Origin of the sequence: Arcicella aurantiaca, assembly GCF_003148625.1 — a bacterium.
Lineage (GTDB): Bacteria > Bacteroidota > Bacteroidia > Cytophagales > Spirosomataceae > Arcicella > Arcicella aurantiaca.
The window spans coordinates 99,992-120,046 of the sequence record NZ_QGGO01000016.1 but is presented as its reverse complement, the minus strand read 5'-3'; the positions used below and the strand labels follow the sequence as shown (position 1 = coordinate 120,046).

General features: G+C 33.1%; 19 protein-coding genes and 1 riboswitch. Of the genes, 10 read left to right on the top strand and 9 right to left on the bottom strand.

The window, feature by feature from the left end:
* Positions 1-86 precede the first annotated feature (86 nt).
* From LV89_RS15410 to metE, 3 genes are all read left to right on the top strand, one after another.
* Positions 87-1,217, top strand: a complete 1,131-nt coding sequence (locus tag LV89_RS15410) for a sensor histidine kinase (protein WP_109743810.1) — start codon at positions 87-89, stop codon at positions 1,215-1,217.
* A 117-nt stretch (positions 1,218-1,334) separates the two neighbouring features.
* A complete protein-coding gene (locus LV89_RS15405) occupies positions 1,335-2,084 on the top strand; it encodes a LytR/AlgR family response regulator transcription factor (RefSeq protein WP_109743809.1) in 750 nt (249 codons plus the stop codon).
* Between the two features lie 547 nt (positions 2,085-2,631).
* Positions 2,632-2,839, top strand: a riboswitch (cobalamin riboswitch).
* A gap of 126 nt (positions 2,840-2,965) precedes the next feature.
* Complete coding sequence (gene metE, locus LV89_RS15400) at positions 2,966-5,293, top strand: 5-methyltetrahydropteroyltriglutamate--homocysteine S-methyltransferase (protein WP_109743808.1); 2,328 nt, start codon at positions 2,966-2,968, stop codon at positions 5,291-5,293.
* Between the two features lie 249 nt (positions 5,294-5,542).
* Here metE and LV89_RS15395 read toward each other — a convergent pair whose 3' ends face one another.
* The 9 genes from LV89_RS15395 to LV89_RS15360 all read right to left on the bottom strand — a co-directional run bounded on the left by LV89_RS15395 (position 5,543) and on the right by LV89_RS15360 (position 13,286).
* Positions 5,543-7,006, bottom strand: coding sequence for a cysteine peptidase family C39 domain-containing protein (locus LV89_RS15395; protein WP_109743807.1), 1,464 nt, complete (start codon positions 7,004-7,006; stop codon positions 5,543-5,545).
* A gap of 103 nt (positions 7,007-7,109) precedes the next feature.
* Entirely contained in the window at positions 7,110-7,304 is a 195-nt protein-coding gene (locus LV89_RS24915) for a hypothetical protein (RefSeq protein WP_146199171.1), read from the bottom strand.
* Between the two features lie 231 nt (positions 7,305-7,535).
* Complete coding sequence (locus LV89_RS25205; RefSeq protein ID WP_158279599.1) at positions 7,536-7,712, bottom strand: hypothetical protein; 177 nt, start codon at positions 7,710-7,712, stop codon at positions 7,536-7,538.
* A gap of 7 nt (positions 7,713-7,719) precedes the next feature.
* Positions 7,720-8,445: a 4'-phosphopantetheinyl transferase family protein gene (locus LV89_RS15390; protein ID WP_109743806.1), complete on the bottom strand. Its 726-nt coding sequence runs from the start codon at positions 8,443-8,445 to the stop codon at positions 7,720-7,722.
* Positions 8,446-8,698: 253 nt separating this feature from the next.
* Positions 8,699-9,250 (bottom strand): DUF5655 domain-containing protein, encoded by a 552-nt coding sequence (locus LV89_RS15385; RefSeq protein WP_109743805.1) that lies wholly within the window; start codon positions 9,248-9,250, stop codon positions 8,699-8,701.
* Positions 9,251-9,483: 233 nt separating this feature from the next.
* Positions 9,484-9,891 (bottom strand): LytR/AlgR family response regulator transcription factor, encoded by a 408-nt coding sequence (locus LV89_RS15375; protein ID WP_109743803.1) that lies wholly within the window; start codon positions 9,889-9,891, stop codon positions 9,484-9,486.
* 348 nt (positions 9,892-10,239) lie between these two features.
* On the bottom strand, positions 10,240-11,361 hold the full coding sequence (locus tag LV89_RS15370) for a sensor histidine kinase (protein WP_109743802.1): 1,122 nt from the start codon (positions 11,359-11,361) through the stop codon (positions 10,240-10,242).
* Positions 11,362-11,410: 49 nt separating this feature from the next.
* Positions 11,411-12,532 carry a sensor histidine kinase gene (locus LV89_RS15365; protein ID WP_109743801.1) on the bottom strand — a complete coding sequence of 374 codons (1,122 nt, stop codon included), beginning with the start codon at positions 12,530-12,532 and terminating at the stop codon, positions 11,411-11,413.
* Position 12,533: 1 nt separating this feature from the next.
* The gene (locus tag LV89_RS15360; protein WP_109743800.1) at positions 12,534-13,286 is read right to left on the bottom strand and encodes a LytR/AlgR family response regulator transcription factor; all 753 of its coding nucleotides are present in this window, start codon (positions 13,284-13,286) and stop codon (positions 12,534-12,536) included.
* 491 nt (positions 13,287-13,777) lie between these two features.
* Here LV89_RS15360 and LV89_RS15355 point away from each other — a divergent pair, with 491 nt between their 5' ends.
* From LV89_RS15355 to LV89_RS15325, 7 genes are all read left to right on the top strand, one after another.
* Positions 13,778-14,143, top strand: a complete 366-nt coding sequence (locus LV89_RS15355; RefSeq protein ID WP_109743799.1) for a LytR/AlgR family response regulator transcription factor — start codon at positions 13,778-13,780, stop codon at positions 14,141-14,143.
* Positions 14,144-14,410: 267 nt separating this feature from the next.
* The gene (locus LV89_RS15350; RefSeq protein ID WP_109743798.1) at positions 14,411-16,096 is read left to right on the top strand and encodes an MBL fold metallo-hydrolase; all 1,686 of its coding nucleotides are present in this window, start codon (positions 14,411-14,413) and stop codon (positions 16,094-16,096) included.
* Positions 16,097-16,153: 57 nt separating this feature from the next.
* A complete protein-coding gene (locus tag LV89_RS15345) occupies positions 16,154-16,492 on the top strand; it encodes a YciI family protein (protein WP_109743797.1) in 339 nt (112 codons plus the stop codon).
* A 158-nt stretch (positions 16,493-16,650) separates the two neighbouring features.
* Positions 16,651-16,989: a YciI family protein gene (locus tag LV89_RS15340; RefSeq protein WP_109743796.1), complete on the top strand. Its 339-nt coding sequence runs from the start codon at positions 16,651-16,653 to the stop codon at positions 16,987-16,989.
* A 314-nt stretch (positions 16,990-17,303) separates the two neighbouring features.
* Positions 17,304-17,756: a DinB family protein gene (locus LV89_RS15335; RefSeq protein ID WP_109743795.1), complete on the top strand. Its 453-nt coding sequence runs from the start codon at positions 17,304-17,306 to the stop codon at positions 17,754-17,756.
* Between the two features lie 10 nt (positions 17,757-17,766).
* A complete protein-coding gene (locus LV89_RS15330; protein ID WP_109743794.1) occupies positions 17,767-18,324 on the top strand; it encodes an SRPBCC family protein in 558 nt (185 codons plus the stop codon).
* A gap of 339 nt (positions 18,325-18,663) precedes the next feature.
* A complete protein-coding gene (locus LV89_RS15325) occupies positions 18,664-19,812 on the top strand; it encodes a pyridoxal-dependent decarboxylase (protein ID WP_109743793.1) in 1,149 nt (382 codons plus the stop codon).
* Positions 19,813-20,055: the final 243 nt, after the last annotated feature.

Genomic DNA, 20,055 nt, shown 5'->3' with positions numbered 1-20,055 from the left:
AATAATGAGGCACAGAAATAACTTATACTAATAGCTATTTTCCCTATACTTTTCTTTATTTTCACGGTAAATTAGAACGAAATATTATGAATAAATTTATTGATTGGGTCTATAATTATTATCAAAATCGAAAGAAAAGTATATTTTTTTTATCGTCATTTTGGACAATTTATATCCTGTTCAATATTGGTTTATATACGCTTGAAATCAAATCATATAAAGATTTGCTAAGAGTTATTATCAATTATCCACTTTGGGGTTTGTTCGTATTTGTTCCAAATATATTTATCCTCAAATATTTCCTCTTTAGAAGAAAATACATTTTTGCCATTTTGGGTAACATTCTAATTTTAATTTTATTTTTAGAAATACGGTATCTACTCAATTTTCATTTGTTTCCGCTTTTAGATGTTATGACTCCGTATGACAATAAACCCTTTGTTCTCAATGTCTTTCTTTCTGATAGTGGTTATGCCTTTCTAAATAATCTCCTCCTTGCTTATGGCTACGGTTTTGCAAAACATGCCATAGAATTGGAGGTAAGAGAGCGAAAATTAGTGGAAGCTAACGCTAAGCTCCAACATCAAAAAGACATGACTCAAATTGCTTTTTTACAAGCACAGATAAATCCTCACTTTTTGTACAATACCTTAAATTTTATTTATTCTGAGGCTATTATGGTTTCTGATTCGGTGGCAGAATCAATCATGACGCTGTCTAACATTATGCGTTATACGCTCACCGAAACAGGAAAAGACACGCTGGTTTCGCTCTATTCAGAGATTAATCACATTAAGAATTACTTGAAGCTCCAGAAAATGAGATTTAGCAATGAATTATATCTTGATTTGACCATCGAAGGAGAAGAAAATATTAATCACTTGGAGATTTTGCCATTAGTCTTGATTTCTTTCATCGAAAATATTTTTAAACACGGAGATATTCACGACCCAAAAAATCCTGCAAAAATCATCATGCTTATAGAAGAAAATAGTTTATTTCTGTCTATTTATAACCGAAAAAATAAAGGTCCAAAAGAACATACAAGTGGCGTTGGTATGAATAATATCAGAACCAGAATGGATATTTTGTACGGCGATAAATACAACGTAAATATTTTTGTGGATACCGAAGATGAATTTGCTCTGGAATTTACGATTTCGGACATGGAGGAAGCTTTTAGGAATTTGAAAAAATATAAACTTATCAATAGGTAAAATTTTCAATTTTTAAAGCAAATGTTTTGATATTAGCCAAAAATATTAGATTTTTGATGAAAATACGCTTCCAAAAAATTGCCATAAATCTCTAAATAACTAATAATAACTGATGCTATGATAAAATGTTTAATAGTTGATGACGAAAGACCAGCCATTAATATTCTGACCAAATTTGTAAACGACACACCCTATTTAACTTTGGTGGGTAGTACAACAGATGTAATGGAAATACCCGCAATGGTTAAAACTCACAAAGCTGATTTATTATTTTTAGATATTCACATGCCCAAACTCACTGGGCTTGATTTTTTGAAACTTCATGCTGATGAAAATTTAAAGGTAATTCTCACTACGGCTTATCCTCAATTTGCCTTAGAAAGCTATGAGTTCCCGAACGTTGTTGACTATTTAATGAAACCGATTCCTTATGAAAGGTTTTTAAAAGCAACTGACAAGGTTTTAAATATTGTCAATCATCAAAAGTTATCAACCGAAGGATTACCTGCCGAACAACAAGATTTTATTTTTGTAAAAACCGAACACAAAGGGAAAATCCAAAAGATTAATTTCTCAGATATTGTTTATATCGAAGGTATGAAAAATTACGTGACTATATGCACCACAAAAGGCGATAGAATTGTTACGTATATTGGCATAGGAGAGATTGAAGAATCATTACCCGTAAAGGACTTTTTGAGGGTTCATCGTTCGTATATTGTTGCCATAAAATCTATTGAAGCTTTAGACGGCAATGAGGTTATTATGAAAAATGCCCCCCGCATTCCCACCGCAGGAAAATATAAAGATGATTTCTTGACGGTCTTCCAAAAAAGGATTGTTAATCTCAAAAATAAATTGGTGTAAATAAATCATTAGATGAATTTATTTATTAGACTTCCTGCGAAAGTGTTTTAAGTCGTAAAACAACATCTTTTCGGCTACAAATAGCGAAAATTTTTCAATCATAAAACACTTTCGCAGGAAGTCTATTCTATAAATTTGTGTATAAACCGTAGCATTCAAAACGACGACTTCCGTAGAAACTCATACACGCAATATCTTTTTAAAATTAGTATAAGCTCAAACAAGAGATATTTCTTGTACATTCATCACAACATTATTCCAAAATATATTCTGATACGTTATGTCATACTCTTTATGATGAATGTATTTAAAATTCGGAGTGAATCTCGTTTTCGGGATTACAAAAAAACAAATATTTGATGAAGTAATTTTATTTAAAAATTACATTCTTACAAAAGATAAATATTTCACAAAATACAATATATTAAATCAATTTGTCTATTATTTTAAATAAATCAATACAATATATCTATTTTAAACACAAAATAAAGAAAATAAAATTTAGAGACTTTAAAACAAATTAACTTTGCAAAGTACTCAACAAATACCCATCAGTCGGAATTTTGGTTTTAGGATAAATGAATAGTTTACCTAAATTAAAAAGGAATCGTGTGAAAATCACGAACAGACGTGCTACTGTAAGTAACAGTTCCTTTTGGAACGAGTCAATCCCCACGTTGCCCATTGTTTGAGAAAATGAGAAGGGCGGGAACGATGTTATAAGTCAGGAGACTTGCCAAATTTCTCAATGATTATTCCCTCACGAAACGGGGTTTAAGTCACGCATTGATTTTCTTTTTTATCTTTTTATAGCCGTGTGCTTATGCACCCAACGGATGGGAGTGGTGTTTTGAGTTTTCTAAAACTTAAACAACAACACAATGATTACACACAATTTGGGTTATCCACGTATAGGTAGCCAACGTGAGCTAAAACGTGCTTCGGAACAATTTTGGGCTGGTAAAATTTCCGTAGAAGAATTACAAGTGACGGCTCTTAAAATTCGCCAACAAAATTGGCAAACTCAGCAGGAAGCAGGTATTGATTTAATTCCATCAAACGACTTTTCTTTCTATGACCATGTGCTTGATATGTCTTTGATGTTAGGTGTGATTCCTACTCGCTATAAAGAATTGGAACAAAAAGGCTTTGCCGATGAACTTACCACCTACTTTGCGATGGCAAGAGGTTATCAGCAAAATGAGATAAGTATCTCGGCTATGGAAATGACCAAATGGTTTGATACCAATTATCATTACATTGTCCCTGAATTTACCAAAAATCAGACTTTTTCACGTTTCTCAAACAAAGCAATTCTTGATTTTGAAGAAGCAAAAGCTCTTGGTATTATCACCAAGCCCGTTTTGGTAGGTCCTGTTACATTTTTATTACTTGGCAAAGAAAAGGAAAATGGTTTTGAGCGAATAGATTTATTAGAAAATCTATTACCCGTTTATATTGATATTTTAAAAGATTTAGAAAGTAAAGGAGCCGTTTGGGTGCAATTAGATGAACCATCTTTGACTTCAGACCTTTCTGAAAATGAGCAAATTGCCTTTCAACAGGCATATCAGACGATTCGAGAATCTTTGACGAGCCTTAAAATAATGGTTGCTACCTATTTTGAATGCACAGGTGAAAATATTCACGTGGCAACCTCTCTGCCAATTGATGCCCTTCATCTGGATTTAGTTCGTTGTCCGTCACAATTAGGCGATATTTTGGAATTACCACACTTCGTACAGTCTGAAAAACTACTTTCTTTAGGGATTATTGACGGACGAAATATTTGGAAAAATGATTTTAGTAAATCATTAGCGTTCATTAAACGAGCGTCTGAAATTCTTTCAGAAGATAGATTATTGATTGCTCCTTCATGCTCATTATTACATAGCCCTTGCGATTTAGATTTGGAGAAAAACGAAGACGTTTTAACGCCCGAAATCAAAAAATGGATGGCTTTCGCTAAACAAAAATTAAACGAAGTAGCCACTTTAAAAGCACTCTCAAAGGGCGAATACAGTCTGTTTCATTCTTTGCAATACACTGAAAATCAGGAAGCAATAGCGAGTAGAACAAAGTCAGAACTTATCCATAAACCTCATGTAAAAAAACGAGTAAATGCGATAACCAAAGAGGATTCTCAACGTAAAAATCCATTTGAAGTGCGTCAGGCTTTGCAATTGGAGGCGTTAAAGCTCCCTATTTTCCCAACAACAACCATTGGTTCTTTTCCACAAACAGACGAAGTAAGAACGCTGAGAGCAAAACTAAAAAAAGGGGTATTGTCGGAAGCAGAATACGAAAATCTCATTGAAAAAGAAATCGAAAAGTCTATTCATTGGCAAGAAGAAATCGGATTAGATGTATTGGTACACGGAGAATTTGAACGAAATGACATGGTTGAGTATTTCGGAGAGCAACTTTCTGGCTATGTGTTTACGCAGAACGGTTGGGTGCAGAGTTATGGAAGTCGTTGCGTAAAACCACCCATTATTTACGGTGACGTAGAACGCCCAACCCCGATGACCGTTAAGTGGTCGAGTTTTGCACAGTCAAAGACCAACAAACTGATGAAAGGTATGCTCACGGGACCGATTACCATTTTACAATGGTCATTTGTTAGAGACGACCAACCACGCAGAACTACCGCATTTCAGATTGCTTTGGCGATTAGAGATGAGGTTTTAGATTTAGAAAAAGCTGGCATAAAAGTTATTCAAATAGATGAACCTGCAATACGTGAAGGTTTACCATTACGCAGAGCCGATTGGGAGAATTATCTGGAATGGGCAGTTGAAGCTTTTAGATTAAGTGCTTCAAAAGTTCAAGATATTACTCAAATTCATACGCACATGTGCTATTCTGAATTCAATGATATTATTAGACACATTGCCGCCATGGATGCCGATGTGATAACGATTGAAACTTCACGTTCGCAAATGGAATTATTAGATGCTTTTGTTGAATTTGAGTATCCAAATGAAATTGGTCCTGGAGTTTATGATATTCACTCGCCACGTGTACCAGAAAGCGACGAAATGCTACAATTATTAGAAAAAGCATTGGTACATATTCCAGCGAGAAATTTATGGGTAAATCCAGATTGTGGTTTAAAAACCCGCAAATGGGCAGAAACAGAAGCCGCTTTGAAAAATATGATTATTGCAACTCAAAAATTACGTGAAAGTGTATTGATTACAGGATAAGTCAAACGTAAAATTCATTCACAAAACCTATCAAAGTTAGATAGGTTTTGTGAATGAATACCGTTTATAAGTAATGGCACAAAATGAAGTAAGTAAGGCTTTGGTAAATTGCTTAGTTCCAAGGTTTTAAACGATTAGAAGGCATAACAGAAGAATATTTCATTGGTCATATTCTCGACAAACAACTGATAATCAACACCATAACAATAAAAAACTACGAAGGTATTTCAAAGAAGATTTTACGAAAAACTATCCTTTATCCCATACATCACTGGGTTTTTGATGAATTTCGCTCAGACGTTCGAGACTGATTTTGACATCTTGAATATTTCTGACAAACACCAGCAATTGGTTGAGTGGGGCATTCATTTGACCAATAATGTATGATATACTCAACATCACCCCGAGCGAAATGACATTATCAATTACCTGAGCAGCCAGCAAATATGCAATCATGATATTTTTGAGTTGTGAAAAAAAGGTTACGCCCGCTTCTTGGTATTGCTCTAAAGCTAAACCTTTCACATTGATTTTAAATAATTTGGTTTGGATACTTTCCCAATCCCACAGGTGTTTTTTTTCGCAATTAGTCTCATTTTCGCTTTGTTTCCCTATTATCAATTTCAATATACTCTCCTGATTTACAAGGGTTTGCTGAAAACGATTATAGTCTGAATTTTTCCTACGTTTCAAGAAAATTATCATCCAACAAACAGAAAGAACATTGCCAATAAAGAATATACCCAATAATTTGGAGCTATGAATACCCAAAATGATAGAAAAAACAATAAGGTTAATGATAGAAAAAAATGTATTGAGAGCCGTTCCCGTCAAAAAAGGTTCGATACGATGATGGTCTTGGATTCGCTGAATGATGTCTCTAACATTTTTGGTTTCAAAAAAACTAATTGGCAATTTCATTAACTTTACCAAAAAGGTAGAAATGATTGTTACACTCACGGGGGTGCTAATATGCAACAAAATCGAGTTTCTGATTATTCCGACAGCTATACCTCCGATGAAAAAAAATAACTGAGATAGCAAAATAAGCTGAATGAACCTCATATTGTGTTGCTGTATCCAAAAATCAACCCAAAATTGGAGTAAGAAGGGAATAAATATGCTCATAATACACCCTAAAAATATTCCAAAAAATATTTGAGTAAAGTATTTTTTGTAAGGGATTAAATACGAAAATAAAGAATTCAATCCTGTTTTTGAGGCAGAAATGGACTCTTGCTTTTGATAAAATTCGGGGGTGGGTTCAAGCAAAAGAGCTATGCCTTTTTTATTCTCATCATTTACCCAGCATTTCAGAAAAGTTGTTTTATCAACTGTCACTAAGTCATGACCGGGGTCAGCAATTACTAATTTTTCTTCTTTTTCGTTAGTCCAAGGCAAAAACGACCAAAAATTCTTTTTGATGGCATATATCACTACAAAATGGTCTTGATTCCAGTGTAAAATAGCTGGAAGAGGGGCTTGTGAAATTAATTGTTCAACGGTTAGTTTTACTTTTGAAGTTCTAAAACCTATCTTTTCGGCAGCTTCACTAATACCATTCAAACTAACACCAGAACGCTGAATATGGGTACTAACTCTAAGAAAATCAATGGAATAGTCTTTCCCATGAAAAGCGGCAATCATTTTCAAACTGGTGGGTCCACAATCCATGAAATCAAGTTGTCTGAAAAATATAAACTTGCCATTCATCGGGTTTTCTACGGATTTTATATTGGGTTTGCTTCTTACTAACTTTATGGTTAAAGTTTAGTCTTTTTTTTTGACTCAGAAAGGCTCGTAATCTGAAGAACTATCATAGTATTGAAGGTAGAAAAAATCTTGTTCGTGAATTGATTTCGCCTTCATACAAGGGCATATAAAACTTATCCCCCCCTCTAATATGATGAGCAATATCATCAGAAATAAATTCCATTTCGGCAACCATGAGCCTGTTGTTGGTTGATTTTGAAGATAAATTATTCCAAAGAGTACTTGACGTGTTTTTCATAGGTTTGTCGTTTAGTTATAGAGCTGTTTAAACTTTCGGTATCTTTTAAAAATTTATTTTTAACAAGGTCGAAGCGAATGTTCGGCATATTGCAGGGCTACATTGGTAGCGAAAGTTTAAACGGCTTCTGTATCAAATTTCACCTAATTGAATTGATTTTTTATAATTTTTCGACAAAGGCAATCATTTTTTCGACCTAAAAAATCAGCCTTTCAACAAGTTGATTTTCAATTATCTTGTTGGCACAAAATATTTGTCTTCATTGTTTACAAATTCTCTTAGTTCATCCCATTGAGAATTACCTCCAAACACATCCCCATTTTCTAAAACCTCAAACTCTTGGGTTAGATGTTCCAAAGCAGTCATCACCAACTGTACATTTTGTAAGTCTATACTTTTCTTAAACATATTTTTTTTAGTTAAATAAGTTACTGTTTCTGTCTAATTCAACAATGCTTTTTCTGGGTAATAATAGCGTTATCACTTTGTTGCCGTGTATAATGGAGATAGTTTGATACTGAAAAAAATGAGTAAAAGTTCCTCTAAAATATCGTTGATGTACTTTTTCGAGGGTTTCCAATTCCATTATTTCCAAGCCTGTTGTTAGTCCCGTTTTCAGTGCTTTGGATAGGCTCTCCTTAGCTGTCCATAGAATGGTATCAATTTCATTTTTTGCATGATTCATACCTTGATACAACGTTTTTTCATGAGCAGTAAAATGAGTTGACATTTCTGAGCTTTTTTCGTCATCAATACTTTCAATGTCAATCCCCATAGGATGTTCTTCTGGAAATGCCAAAGCCACCGCCGATACGCCATCATGCGAGATACTCACTCGCATATTAGGAATATTAGGAAGTTTTATAATGGGCTGGTTAAAAATCCCAGAATCAATATATATTTGATTAAGAGACTTGATATTGTATAGAGAAGCTATTGCCTTTTTTGCACAGTATCTACCCAATAAAAAACTCACTTTTCTAACATCCGTACTAAAAGACCTATAACGCTGATACTCAATATCATGCAAAGCTAACTCTACCTGTTTAAGCCGTAGTTTAGAACAATTTTCTATGAAAGCAAAAGCCGACAAAAAGGTTTTATCTCCCCTCTTCATTTCTATATTTGTCGTAAATTCCATCTGTAAAGATTTGAGGTAAACCAATGAATGAGATTATACCCATTTTAAAGATTTGATGCGTACTTTACGGAAGTCGTCGTTTTGAACGACGACTGCCGTTGAGACTCAGATACGCAATAACTTTTTTAAATTAGTATAAATATCTGTTATTGAATCTTTTAAAGATTCAAAAAATAAAACTCTTTTTCTCTTTCTGCTTTAAAATAAGGAGACAGAAGAAAAAAAGAGTTCGCACATAAAACCGAAAAGTCTATTATGCAGCTTTCTCGTAAGCCATTTTAATCCAACCTATTACTTCAGTATCAACGTCATTAATATCAGAAAGGTTGATTTTGTGCGAGCAAATACCATCTGGTTTTTCGGCAACCAATCTATCCTTTGCTTCTACACCTTTTAGATTAAACCCAATTTCAAATCTTGTTTTTGAGGCTGGATTCAAGATGATGAATTGTTTTTTTCTTTTCAAACTTACGTAAGTTTTCTTTGGAGCAATTTCAAAATCACCATCAAATTTTTGAATTTCGGCAATTAATTTTTCGTAAAATGGCTTCAAATGTTCTTTACCTTTATACTGATTTTCAATCAAAATATCAGTATCCGAAGCAGAGTCAGCATCAGAACCTAATACTTTTAGAGCAATTTCAGAAGCATACCCGTGTGTAACATTGTGTTTTTCTTTTAGAAATTTTACAATTTCTCCATGTTTAGAAAAACCTTGGCTTGAAATTAATTCTTTCCATTCTTCTAATGAATGACCTGTTTTTTCTTTCAGGTTTTCGAGCATTGTTAATACTGTTTTGTCCATTTTATTTAATTTTTAGTTATCTTTTTTAATTAAGTAATCATATAAATTTGCAAATCCCATAATCCATTACGAGTCTATTGTTAGCCAAACTCATTTGTATATACGTTATTCGGATTTTACACTCAAACTATTTCTTTAACCTTATAAACCCTAAGGTTGAAGCATAGTAAAAGAGAGCCAGTTTGTCCCCGACAAATACTTTTAGACTATGCTTCGTATAGTGATTTTAGGGTTTATGCTTCTTCTGACGACACATCATCGCCAAATTTTGCTGTTTTATCAAGATGGAGCTTTTGGATAACTTCCTCGAAATCTTGATAGGGAATGGGTTTTTGTAACCATTCGAAATACTGAATATCATAGTTTTTAAATAGGTTCGGAGGAAAAGCACTGACAAAGACTATTTGTACCTCCTTGTCTTTACCAGTTTGGGCTAACATAAGAATACTCGACTTTTGTTTAACCAGAACATCTAAAAAAATAAAATCTACTCCGTATTCAATTCTTTCAAGATAATTAAACGCCTCGTCTAAATCCTCAAATTGTTCTAAAACAGTTACCTTGTTGGTACGCTTAGCGAAGTTCTCTATAAGGCTTCTCGCCAGTGGCTCGTCTTCTATTATTAGGCAAGTTAGTTTCATTTGAAGATTTGATTTGGTGTATGATGATTAAAATGATACGTTATAGATGTTAGGATGCTCTTCAAAAATTACAGGAATTCTGTACAATTAGTACCCCAACTATTTCCTATTTTGTTCTTCATAGATGTTGCATTTTCAAGAGATACAATTGTTTTCTTCTCAAATGATAAAGCAGAGATTAATTGATTTTTCATAGTTAACATTGTTTAAAGGTTTATGATTGTTGTTTTTTGTTGAATCAAAATTAAAAAATGCAATGTTCTCTTTTTTTGTCACTCGACCTACACAACAATCTTTTCGACAACATTTCATTTTCCTTAGACTTCTAAATTTTGTATTCGACAAAAGTTATTCTTTTTTCAACTTTATCATTATTTCAACACAAAACTTATGATTATCATTCTTGATTATCAGACTATGCCTGTCGGGGTATAATAATTTTAACCTTTTTTTGGTATTGATAATACCAACGCCACCATCTTTGTTTTTTTTGCCACTATCAATTTTATCAACAAAGTCATTTTCTATTCTGAAATATAGTGTTTCATCAATAAATTTTATGTCAATATCTATCAATAAAGTATCTCCATAAGGTATTCCTCCGTGTTTAAACGCATTTTCAACATAATTGATGAGAATCAAGGGTGCAATGTTATAACCTTTCATGGCACCCTCCTGAGAAAATTGAATCTTTAAATACCGATTGCCACGAAGTCTTTCTAAATCAACATAGTCTCTGAGAAAATGAATCTCTCGGTCTAAATCTACCAGTAGTTCCCCCGAATTATAAAGAATATATTTCATCAAGTCAGACAGTACAATGATGGAATCTCCTGCGGTTTCATCTTTACTAACTACTTGACTATAAATATTATTCAGAGAATTCAATAAAAAATGGGGATTGAGTTGTGTTCTTAGAAAGTCTATTTCTAAATCGGTTTTTTCTTTGGTTAGCCTTGCCACTCGCATAGAATAATCTGTAATTACTCTACTGAGTTTTATCATAAATGGGAGTGAAATGACACTTAATACCATATTTAATTCATAAAAAATATTTTGAGGATTAAACATTCCCCATAATCCCTTTTGAGTAAAGGCATTAGCATATCGATATGCGTTACCATTTTTTGTGTATAATGTATATTTTAACACTAAATGATAAAATTCTAAACTAAGTGCATAATTCAAACAATAAACAATAAATAGAACTAATAATCCAATAATAAATCGCTTGGCTGAAAATAGATTTGGGAATACAAAATAAGTCAGACCATAATAAACGTTTATGCCCTGTAACATTATAAAAAGTGTAATAATCAATTTATGCCCCATACTTGATGGAGCAATAAAAGCCAATACACTAAATAGCCCCCAGACAATCCAATAAGTAAGATGAATGACTATTCTGCGTTTTGGGGGAACTCCACTGGTTGGATAAAAATTGAGATACCATTCTATCATTTTTTGCATATTAATTCATGGATTTGAGTGCCATAGTTGAGTTTAAAATATTATACATTTATTCATTAGGAGACAATTTTATCATCAATGATACCAAAAACTTATTGTTTTCATCATGAATCGTTAATGAATGTCTGTTGGGATATAATAACACTAATCGTTTGATGGTGTTAGCAATGCCAATTCCTCCTTCTTTAGTGATGTGATTTTCTCTATGCCTTTCTGTAAAATCATTTTCGATGCGGAAATATAAGGTTTCATCAATAAATTTTATGTCAATATCTATCAATAAGATCTCCCCATTAGGAACTCGCCCATGTTTAAAGGCATTTTCTACATAATTAACCAACATTAATGGGGCTATACGAAATCCCTGCATATCTCCTGTTTGTGAAAAACGAATTTTTAATGACTTACTACCTCGTAGCTTTTCTAAATCAATGTAGTTTCTAAGAAATTGTACCTCTTTATCCAAATCAATAACTGCTTTTCCTGAATGGTAAAGAATATATTTCATCAGGTCAGACAGTACGATAATGGAATCTCCTGCGGTTTCATCTTTACTAACTACTTGACTATAAATATTATTCAGAGAATTTAATAGAAAATGGGGATTGAGTTGTGTTCTTAGAAAGTCTATTTCTAAATCGGTTTTTTCTTTGGTTAGCCTTGCCACTCGCATAGAATAATCACTAATAACTCTACTAAATTTTATTAGAAATGGTAAAGCAATAGTATTTAGAATAGTATATAATTCTATGAAAAAAGTCTTTACATCAAATAAACCTAAAATTCCTTTACGGATATACTCTTGAGCATATCCGTGCATAAAAGTTCTGGGCTTGAAAAGGTTAAACTTTATTGCGTAGCTGTATGCCATTACATTCGTAGTATAACTTAAAGAATAAACTATGACTAAAAAAAATACTCCAATTACAAAACGATTTTTTAAGAATAAGTTTGGAACAGCAAAATAAGTAAGTCCATAATAAATAATACAACCTTGTATTACGGCTGAACAGGTTATTAATACCTTAATCTCGACATTTTGAGCAATAAAAGCCAATACACTAAATAACCCCCAGACAATCCAATAAGTAAGATGAATGACTATTCTGCGTTTTGGGGGAACTCCACTGGTTGGATAAAAATTGAGATACCATTCTATCATTTTTTGCATTCTAATTCACAGGTTTGAGTTTTACCATCAATGCTTCCTTATATTGCGGGCCTACGGGTATTTGTAATTTATTTTGAAGTTCAAGGTAACAATCTAAACCATCAAATTTTCGGATTTGGCGAAGCCCCACAATAAAAGATTTGTGAACACGCATAAATTTAGATTTAGGTAAAATTTGCTCTTCCAATTTTTTCATTGTCAAGTGGGTCACGATAGGTCTTTCATCTGTAATAATTTTGACATAATCTTTTAACCCTTCAATAGCAATAATTTCATCAAAATCAATTCTAATTACTTTCCCACTTTCTTTTACATATATACTCGTCATGGAATAGTCTTCCAATTCTTCTTTATTTTCTATTTCATTATGATTATTTACCCCTCCCAATTTCTTTTTCTCTTCTCGGTCAAATACCTTATTAACCGATTTCATAAATCTTTCAAACGTAACAGGTTTTACTAAAAAATCAACGATGTCCAACTCAAAGCCATTTACAGCATATTCGGCATTTGCAGTAATAAAAATGATATAGGGTTTATTTCTGAGCGACTGAGTTAACTCTATTCCTGTCAGTTGCGGCATATTGACATCGGTAAAAATTACGTCAACGGGGTTTTCTGATAAAAAATGAATAGCTTCCATTGAACTATCAAAAAAACCTAATACTTCAAGAGTGGGGGTTCGGTCGGCATAAATCTTTAATAGATTCATGGCAGGTGTTTCATCCTCAACAAAAATACAAGTTAATTTCATGGGTATATGAGTTAGATTTGAGATAGAGTTATTTTTGTGTAAAAGAGTGCAAGAATCTATTTTTATACATTTAATAATGTTCAACAACGGTTATGTAAAACACCATCAATATCTTTATGACAATAAATTTACAAACAAATCGGCATAGTATATTTACCGTATGTTAACAAATTGGATTTATCTTAGATTTAACGGAAGTATATACTTTTCAAAAATAATATCTAACAAATCAAGTATCCTGTCGAAAATATATCTAAACAAGTCTAAGATAAAACAGCGGTTTTCAAATTTTAGGTAGCTTTGATTCATCAAAAAGGGAAAAATAATAAACACACTAAATAGTTTTCAAAATGAGCCATGAGTGTAACCGCCCCTTCAATGAAAACTTAAAATAAAAAGAATGGAGAAATTCTTAATAATATGATGTGGAAATCATAAATTGACCTATTATTTTTTAATTAATTATACCGAAACCACTTATTTGATACACGATGGAACTAAAATGTGTAATAATAGACGATGAACCAAGAGCAAGCCTGATACTGGTTAATTTTGCCAATAGGTTAAATGATTTAATAGTATTAGATACATTTGATACCTTAAAAGGGGGATTTGATTATTTGAAAAGTATCAATTACGAAGTCGATATTGTTTTTTTAGACGTTCAATTAAATAAAGAATCAAGCATTGAGCATTTATTAAAAACGGGTGAAGATAAAATGCTAAATATTGTTTTTACAAGTGCTTATAGAGCATCGCTATTTCAAGATAAGAATGTTCAGTATTTTGATTGGTTAGAAAAACCCATTCCATACCGAAAATTTGAAGAATTGATTAATAATTTCAGAAATAAGTAAAGTTAGAATGTTGAGCAGATTAACTTTCGGGAAGTTTGTATCAAATAAATTTCTTCACTAAACGACATTGATTACCTATCAATTAACTGCCCTTTCGATATCTAACGTATATATCAAAGAGTAAGACAATATCTGTTCTGAAAACTTAACAAGCGATAATTAAAGATGATATTTTCCAATATTATCATGGGAATCGCTTGGCTTATTGAAAGAAAACAGGGAAAAATTTAAAATTAATTCGCATAAAAAGTCAAACTCTCTAAAACCATGAAAAAATCATTTTACGCATTTGTTGCGGTTATTTTCTTATCTATTTCTTCCTGTAAAGAAGTGGAAAATAGTACCCCGTCCAACGAAATTCAATTATCAGAAGCCTTAAATTCAGTAGCAGGCAATGCACAAGCAATCCAAGATTTCAAAACTATTTCCTTAAAAGTAGATGGAATGAGTTATGAATACGAACAAGATATTCCTTCTTTGCCTTCGCCTTTGGTAAGTAACAAATATATTTATGAATGTTATAGTAACTTATCTGCCCGAAAGTTGAAAATGGATTATAGTTATTGTGAATTTAATCAGCCAGCATACTACGAAACGTCGGGGCCAAATATATTTATTTCTGACAGAGTAGGCTCTCAATCAGACCAATACATTTGGAAATCATATTACTTTAATGATGTTGCTCCTGTTGCCATGTTTTCGACCGAAATAGAAGCTCATCTTAAAGTTCAAATGATGTCTAATCCACTTCAATTATTAAAAGTGCTTCTGAGCAAAAATAAAGAAACGGTCAATACAAAAAATTTGGTCTTGAGTTTCACTCATGAAAAATTCCCTTCTATCATTTTTGAAGTGTTTTTTGATAAAGACACCAAACTACCAACGAAAGTGAGTACCAACGAAGTCGATTTTTTACAAGGAAATGTGAAATATGAAGTTGTTTTCAAGAATTGGACAAAAGTAAACGGTATCCAGTACCCAACTACATTGGAACACTATCACAATAAGAATTTATTAAGAAAAGAGACTTTATCAAATATTAAGGTGAATCCTACATTCACAGAAAGTTTTTTCAATCCAGAAGTTGTTAATGACCCAATACCTTATGATGATGTTCAATCTAAAATTGGGGTTTATAACTCTCAATTTATTATGAGATGGAACGCATGGAATCTTGGTTGGCCTGAACCTGTAAATGACGGTGCATTTGATTTGGGAACGATAGATATGAAACCATACAAAATGGAACCGCAATATGTTTCTCCGACGGTTAAAATCATCGGACGACCAGACAATCGATTATGGAACGTAGCGATAAAGACTTCGGACGGATTGTATTTAGTAGATACTCCATTGAACCAAGATTGGACAAGAAGTTTGATTGATGCCGCCAAGAAAGCCTTTAATGAAAATAACATCAAGGGTATTATTTCAACGCATTGCCATCACGACCATTTTGCGGGAATTAGAGAAGGATTGACAGAAACAGGTAATATCTATTTGGCTGAAGAAGCTGTACCTTTTTTGAAAAAAGTTACTTCGGCAGACCATAGCCTTAATAAAGACAAATTTGCTACAAATCCTAAGCCATTGACTATTAACCCTGTAAAAGATGTGACTGTCTTGGAAAATGGAAAAATTGAAATCCACAGATTAAATGCTACTAAGTCTTCAGCTACGGCTCATTCGTCAGATATGTTGATTGTTTATTTGCCACAAGAAGAAATAATTATTCAAGCAGACCAGCTTTGGAGTGGCACATTTATGAAAGTTTGGGGCGGATATACGCCAAGAGGATTTACAGAAAAAGCAAAGGTTAGTATCAAGAATAATTCACAATATCTCTTGGACTATATCAAAGAAAAAAACTTGAAGGTTAGTAAGATAATTTCTCAGCACGGAGGACTTGGTAGTGTTCAAGATTTATACACAATTACAAATACAAATAAATAATAAACCGAATGGTCTGATTGGTATAAAAGCTAAGAGGGCGTTCAAAAATCTAAAACAATGAAACAATTTAAATTAATCTTCCGCTACGATTTTAACCCTAATTATCAACCAACACCAGAAGAAATGGAAGTGGAAGGTCAGAAATGGGGACAATGGATTGGAAGTTTAGCCCAAAATGGTCAGTTTGTAGAAACCAATCAATTAGGATATTCAGGAAGAGTATTGAAAAGTGATGGCAGTTTTGTAGATAATATTCACATGAGTGGCTCTGAGGTGCTTGCTGGTGACATGGTGATTAATGCACAAGATTTAGATGAAGCATTGACTCTGGCAAAGGGTTCTCCAATCTTAGAAATTGGAGGAAACGTTGAGATTAGAGACGTGATTCCAATGTAAATAGAAATTGGGATTTAGGCATTAGGATTTAGGCACATAACAGCCTGATTAATAAAGGCTTTCGACACTACGTCCTAAGCCCTACCCCCAAAACTTACTTAAATTTTGCAACAAAATATTTATAATAATTACTTTATTTTTAACTAAAATCTAAAACAATGAAACAATTTAAATTAATCTTTCGCTACGACTTTAATCCTAACTATCAACCAACACCAGAAGAAATGGAGGTTGAAGGTCAAAAATGGGGACAATGGATTGGAAGTTTGGCCCAAAATGGTCAGTTTGTTGGTACAAATCAATTAGGATATTCGGGAAGAGTATTGAAAAGCGATGGCAGTTTTGTAGATAATATTCACATGAGTGGTGCAGAAGTGCTTGCTGGTGATATGGTTATTAATGCTCAAGATTTGGATGAAGCATTGACGTTGGCAAAAGGTTCTCCAATCTTAGAAATTGGTGGAAACGTTGAGATTAGAGACCTCATTCCGATGTAGTAGAACTACGTTTTCATTTGGGATTTTTTAAAAAGTATTAAGTCCGAGGTATGAAGATTTTAAGTACAGTGTTTAATAAGTTTCTTCAACTTCCCGAAAGTAGAAAAAACTTTCGGGAAGTTAACCTCTCGACTACTTCCCGAAAGTTCTTTCTACTTTCGGGAAGTTCTACAAGAAGAAAACTTATTAAACAGTGTATTAAGTACAGATAAATAAGGTTTTGCAATTAAATTATTCGGAACAATGTACTTATTCTTGATACTTAATACCTAATACTTAGGACTTTTACACAATTCTATTAAACAACAAATATCATGAAATCAATATTCGATAAACAAGTAAGAGAAGAGTTAATTCAACGCATTGAAAGGCTATCTGATAGCAGCTCTTCAAATTGGGGTAAAATGAATGTTTACCAAATGATAATTCATTGCATCAAAACCGAAGAAATGTATCTCCGTATCAAAAGCTACGATAGATTATTTATCGGCAGAATTTTTGGTCAGATGTCGCTTAAAAGTCTGGTAAAAGATGAAACGCCATTTAAACAAAATGAGCCTACGCATCCAGAATTTAAGATTAAAGAAAACGGATATATCTCAAACAACAGATTGAGATGGATTAATTTGATAAACCAATTTGAGAGCAAAAGCGAAGCTGATTACGAAGGTTTTTCACATCCTTTCTTTGGCAAAATGACTAAAACGCAAGTTGGAGAATATAATTACAAGCATATCGACCATCATTTAAGACAATTCAACGTTTAACAATACAATCATGAAAAAAGGAATCAAGTTATTGGGTGTTTTTTTAGGAATCATCGTTATTGCGGTTGTTATTCTTAATATCATTTCTTCTGACGAAAAAGAAATTATCATTGTTTCTGAACAAAAAATTGATGCTCCTTCCAATGTGGTTTACAACAAGGTTAGGAATTTCAAGAATTATCCAAGTTGGTCGCCATTCAGACTGACAGACCCGCAACAAAAATTTGACATCACCGCAGTTGATGGACAAGTTGGTTCTAAGTTTCACTGGGTAGGCGTTCAAGAAACCAGCGAAGGTTATCAGGAAATCGTTGGATTGGAGGAAAATAAGGCTGTAAACATTAAATGTAATATTACTGTGCCGTATGAAGCTAAGCCAGAATTCAACTATTCTTTCTTGGAAAAAGGGAATAATACTTACGTCAGACAAGAGTTTAAAGTAAAAATGGATTTCCCTGCTAATATTATTGCTCATCTGACTGACCTTAGAACTGAAATGAGACTTACCAACGAAAAGGGTCTGTCTTTATTGAAAAAAGTTTGCGAAGAAGACCTCGCAAAGTTGTAATAGCACATTATTTTTTTGACAGAAGTACCCTCTGTGTAGATAATTAGGACTAATCAATGATTTGACAATCAAGCATAGTAAACACAAAAAACTATTTATTCACGGTACTTCTTATATTTTACACCTACCTTCATCATCCGTTTTGCCCCACCTCTAAGATTATTACGATTATCCTCTAAACTGAAACTTTATCTAAGTCCCAATTCGATTTCATGGCTTTGTCAGGAATGAATTATTAATCATTGTTCAATCTCACATTTGTTGCTCTATCAACTTTGCAACTTGAACAAGTACAAACTTGACTGGATAAAGTATGACCTTATAACCCAGAATTTAACAATGAAAAATAATGTTTTAGAAAAACAGGAAATACTAAAATTAGACAACTATTTTAGTAAAGAAAGAAAAAAGTGTTTTGGACTTCAAATTAATCAATCTACCAGCGACTGTTCTATGTTTGCTCGTTTATTGAAACATACTCTCAATAATTTAGGCGACCCTTTTGATGGTTTTGGTGGGCAAGTTCATACTTTGGGTTATGAACGTGAGCTTATTTTCTTGATGGCTGATTACCTCCGAATCTCCCACGAAGAAGTATGGGGATACACCACCAGCGGTTCTACAATCTCCAATATTCAGGCGGTACATTTAGCCAATTTAAAACTCAACAACAAGGGCGTTTTAGTTACTTCAAATCAGGCTCATGCAAGCATAGAAAAATCAGTTACGTTGCTAAGAGTAAAGGAAATGGTTGAGATTGAAGCAGATTTATATGGTAAAATAGATTTGGATAAATTCAGTGATTATTTAGCCAAAAATCGTGATAAATCATTTATTTTTTGTTTTACCTCGGGTACAGTTTCCAAAGGAGCGTATGATGATGTCAATAAACTCATAAAAATTATTAAAGACCATAAAATTCCCAGAGAACGCTATCATATTCATATAGACGCTGCTCTCGGCGGATTAATAACTCCGTTCATTGATGCTGAGGAAATAAGAGCTGATTTTAGCATTCCAGAAGTTGATAGCATTGCCGTTAGCTTTCATAAACGTTTGGGAGTACCGTTTCCGAGTTCGGTTTTCTTGGTACGAAAAAATAACCTCAAAACTATCCAATATTCTTTTGTGAACGACTATAATTCGCTCGATACCACGATTGCGGGTTCAAGAGATGGACTGTCTCCTTTTATTGTACTTACAAAATTGAAAAGTATCGGCTATGAAAATATGGTTTTACGGACAAAAAAAATCTTATCAAAAGCTACTTTCTTAAACAACCAACTGATAGCAAAGGGTATTCCAACTATTTTTAACGAACATTCTCCTTGTGTTTATTTCAAAGCACCTCACCCAAGTGTTATAAAAGAATATCACTTACCAAAATATCGTCACGCCAACGGTGACGTATATACTCATGCGTTCACTATGGAGCATATTTCAAAAAATAATATTGTAGATTTTGTTGAACAATGTTCTTTGAAATAGCTTCAGAAATAGACATACGTAGGGGGCTGAATTGAGATTCATTAAAATTATACGGAAGTAAGTATTTAATGTCGCAAAACCTCACCCCCGACCCCTCTCCAATGGAGAGGGGAGAAAAATGGGGTCGAATGCTCCCCTCTCCATCGGAGAGGGGTTGGGGGTGAGGTTTTTTCGACTCAAATTTAACCTGCGACATTAAGTATATACTTCCGAAATTATATAGAGTATGACATAATTTATTGG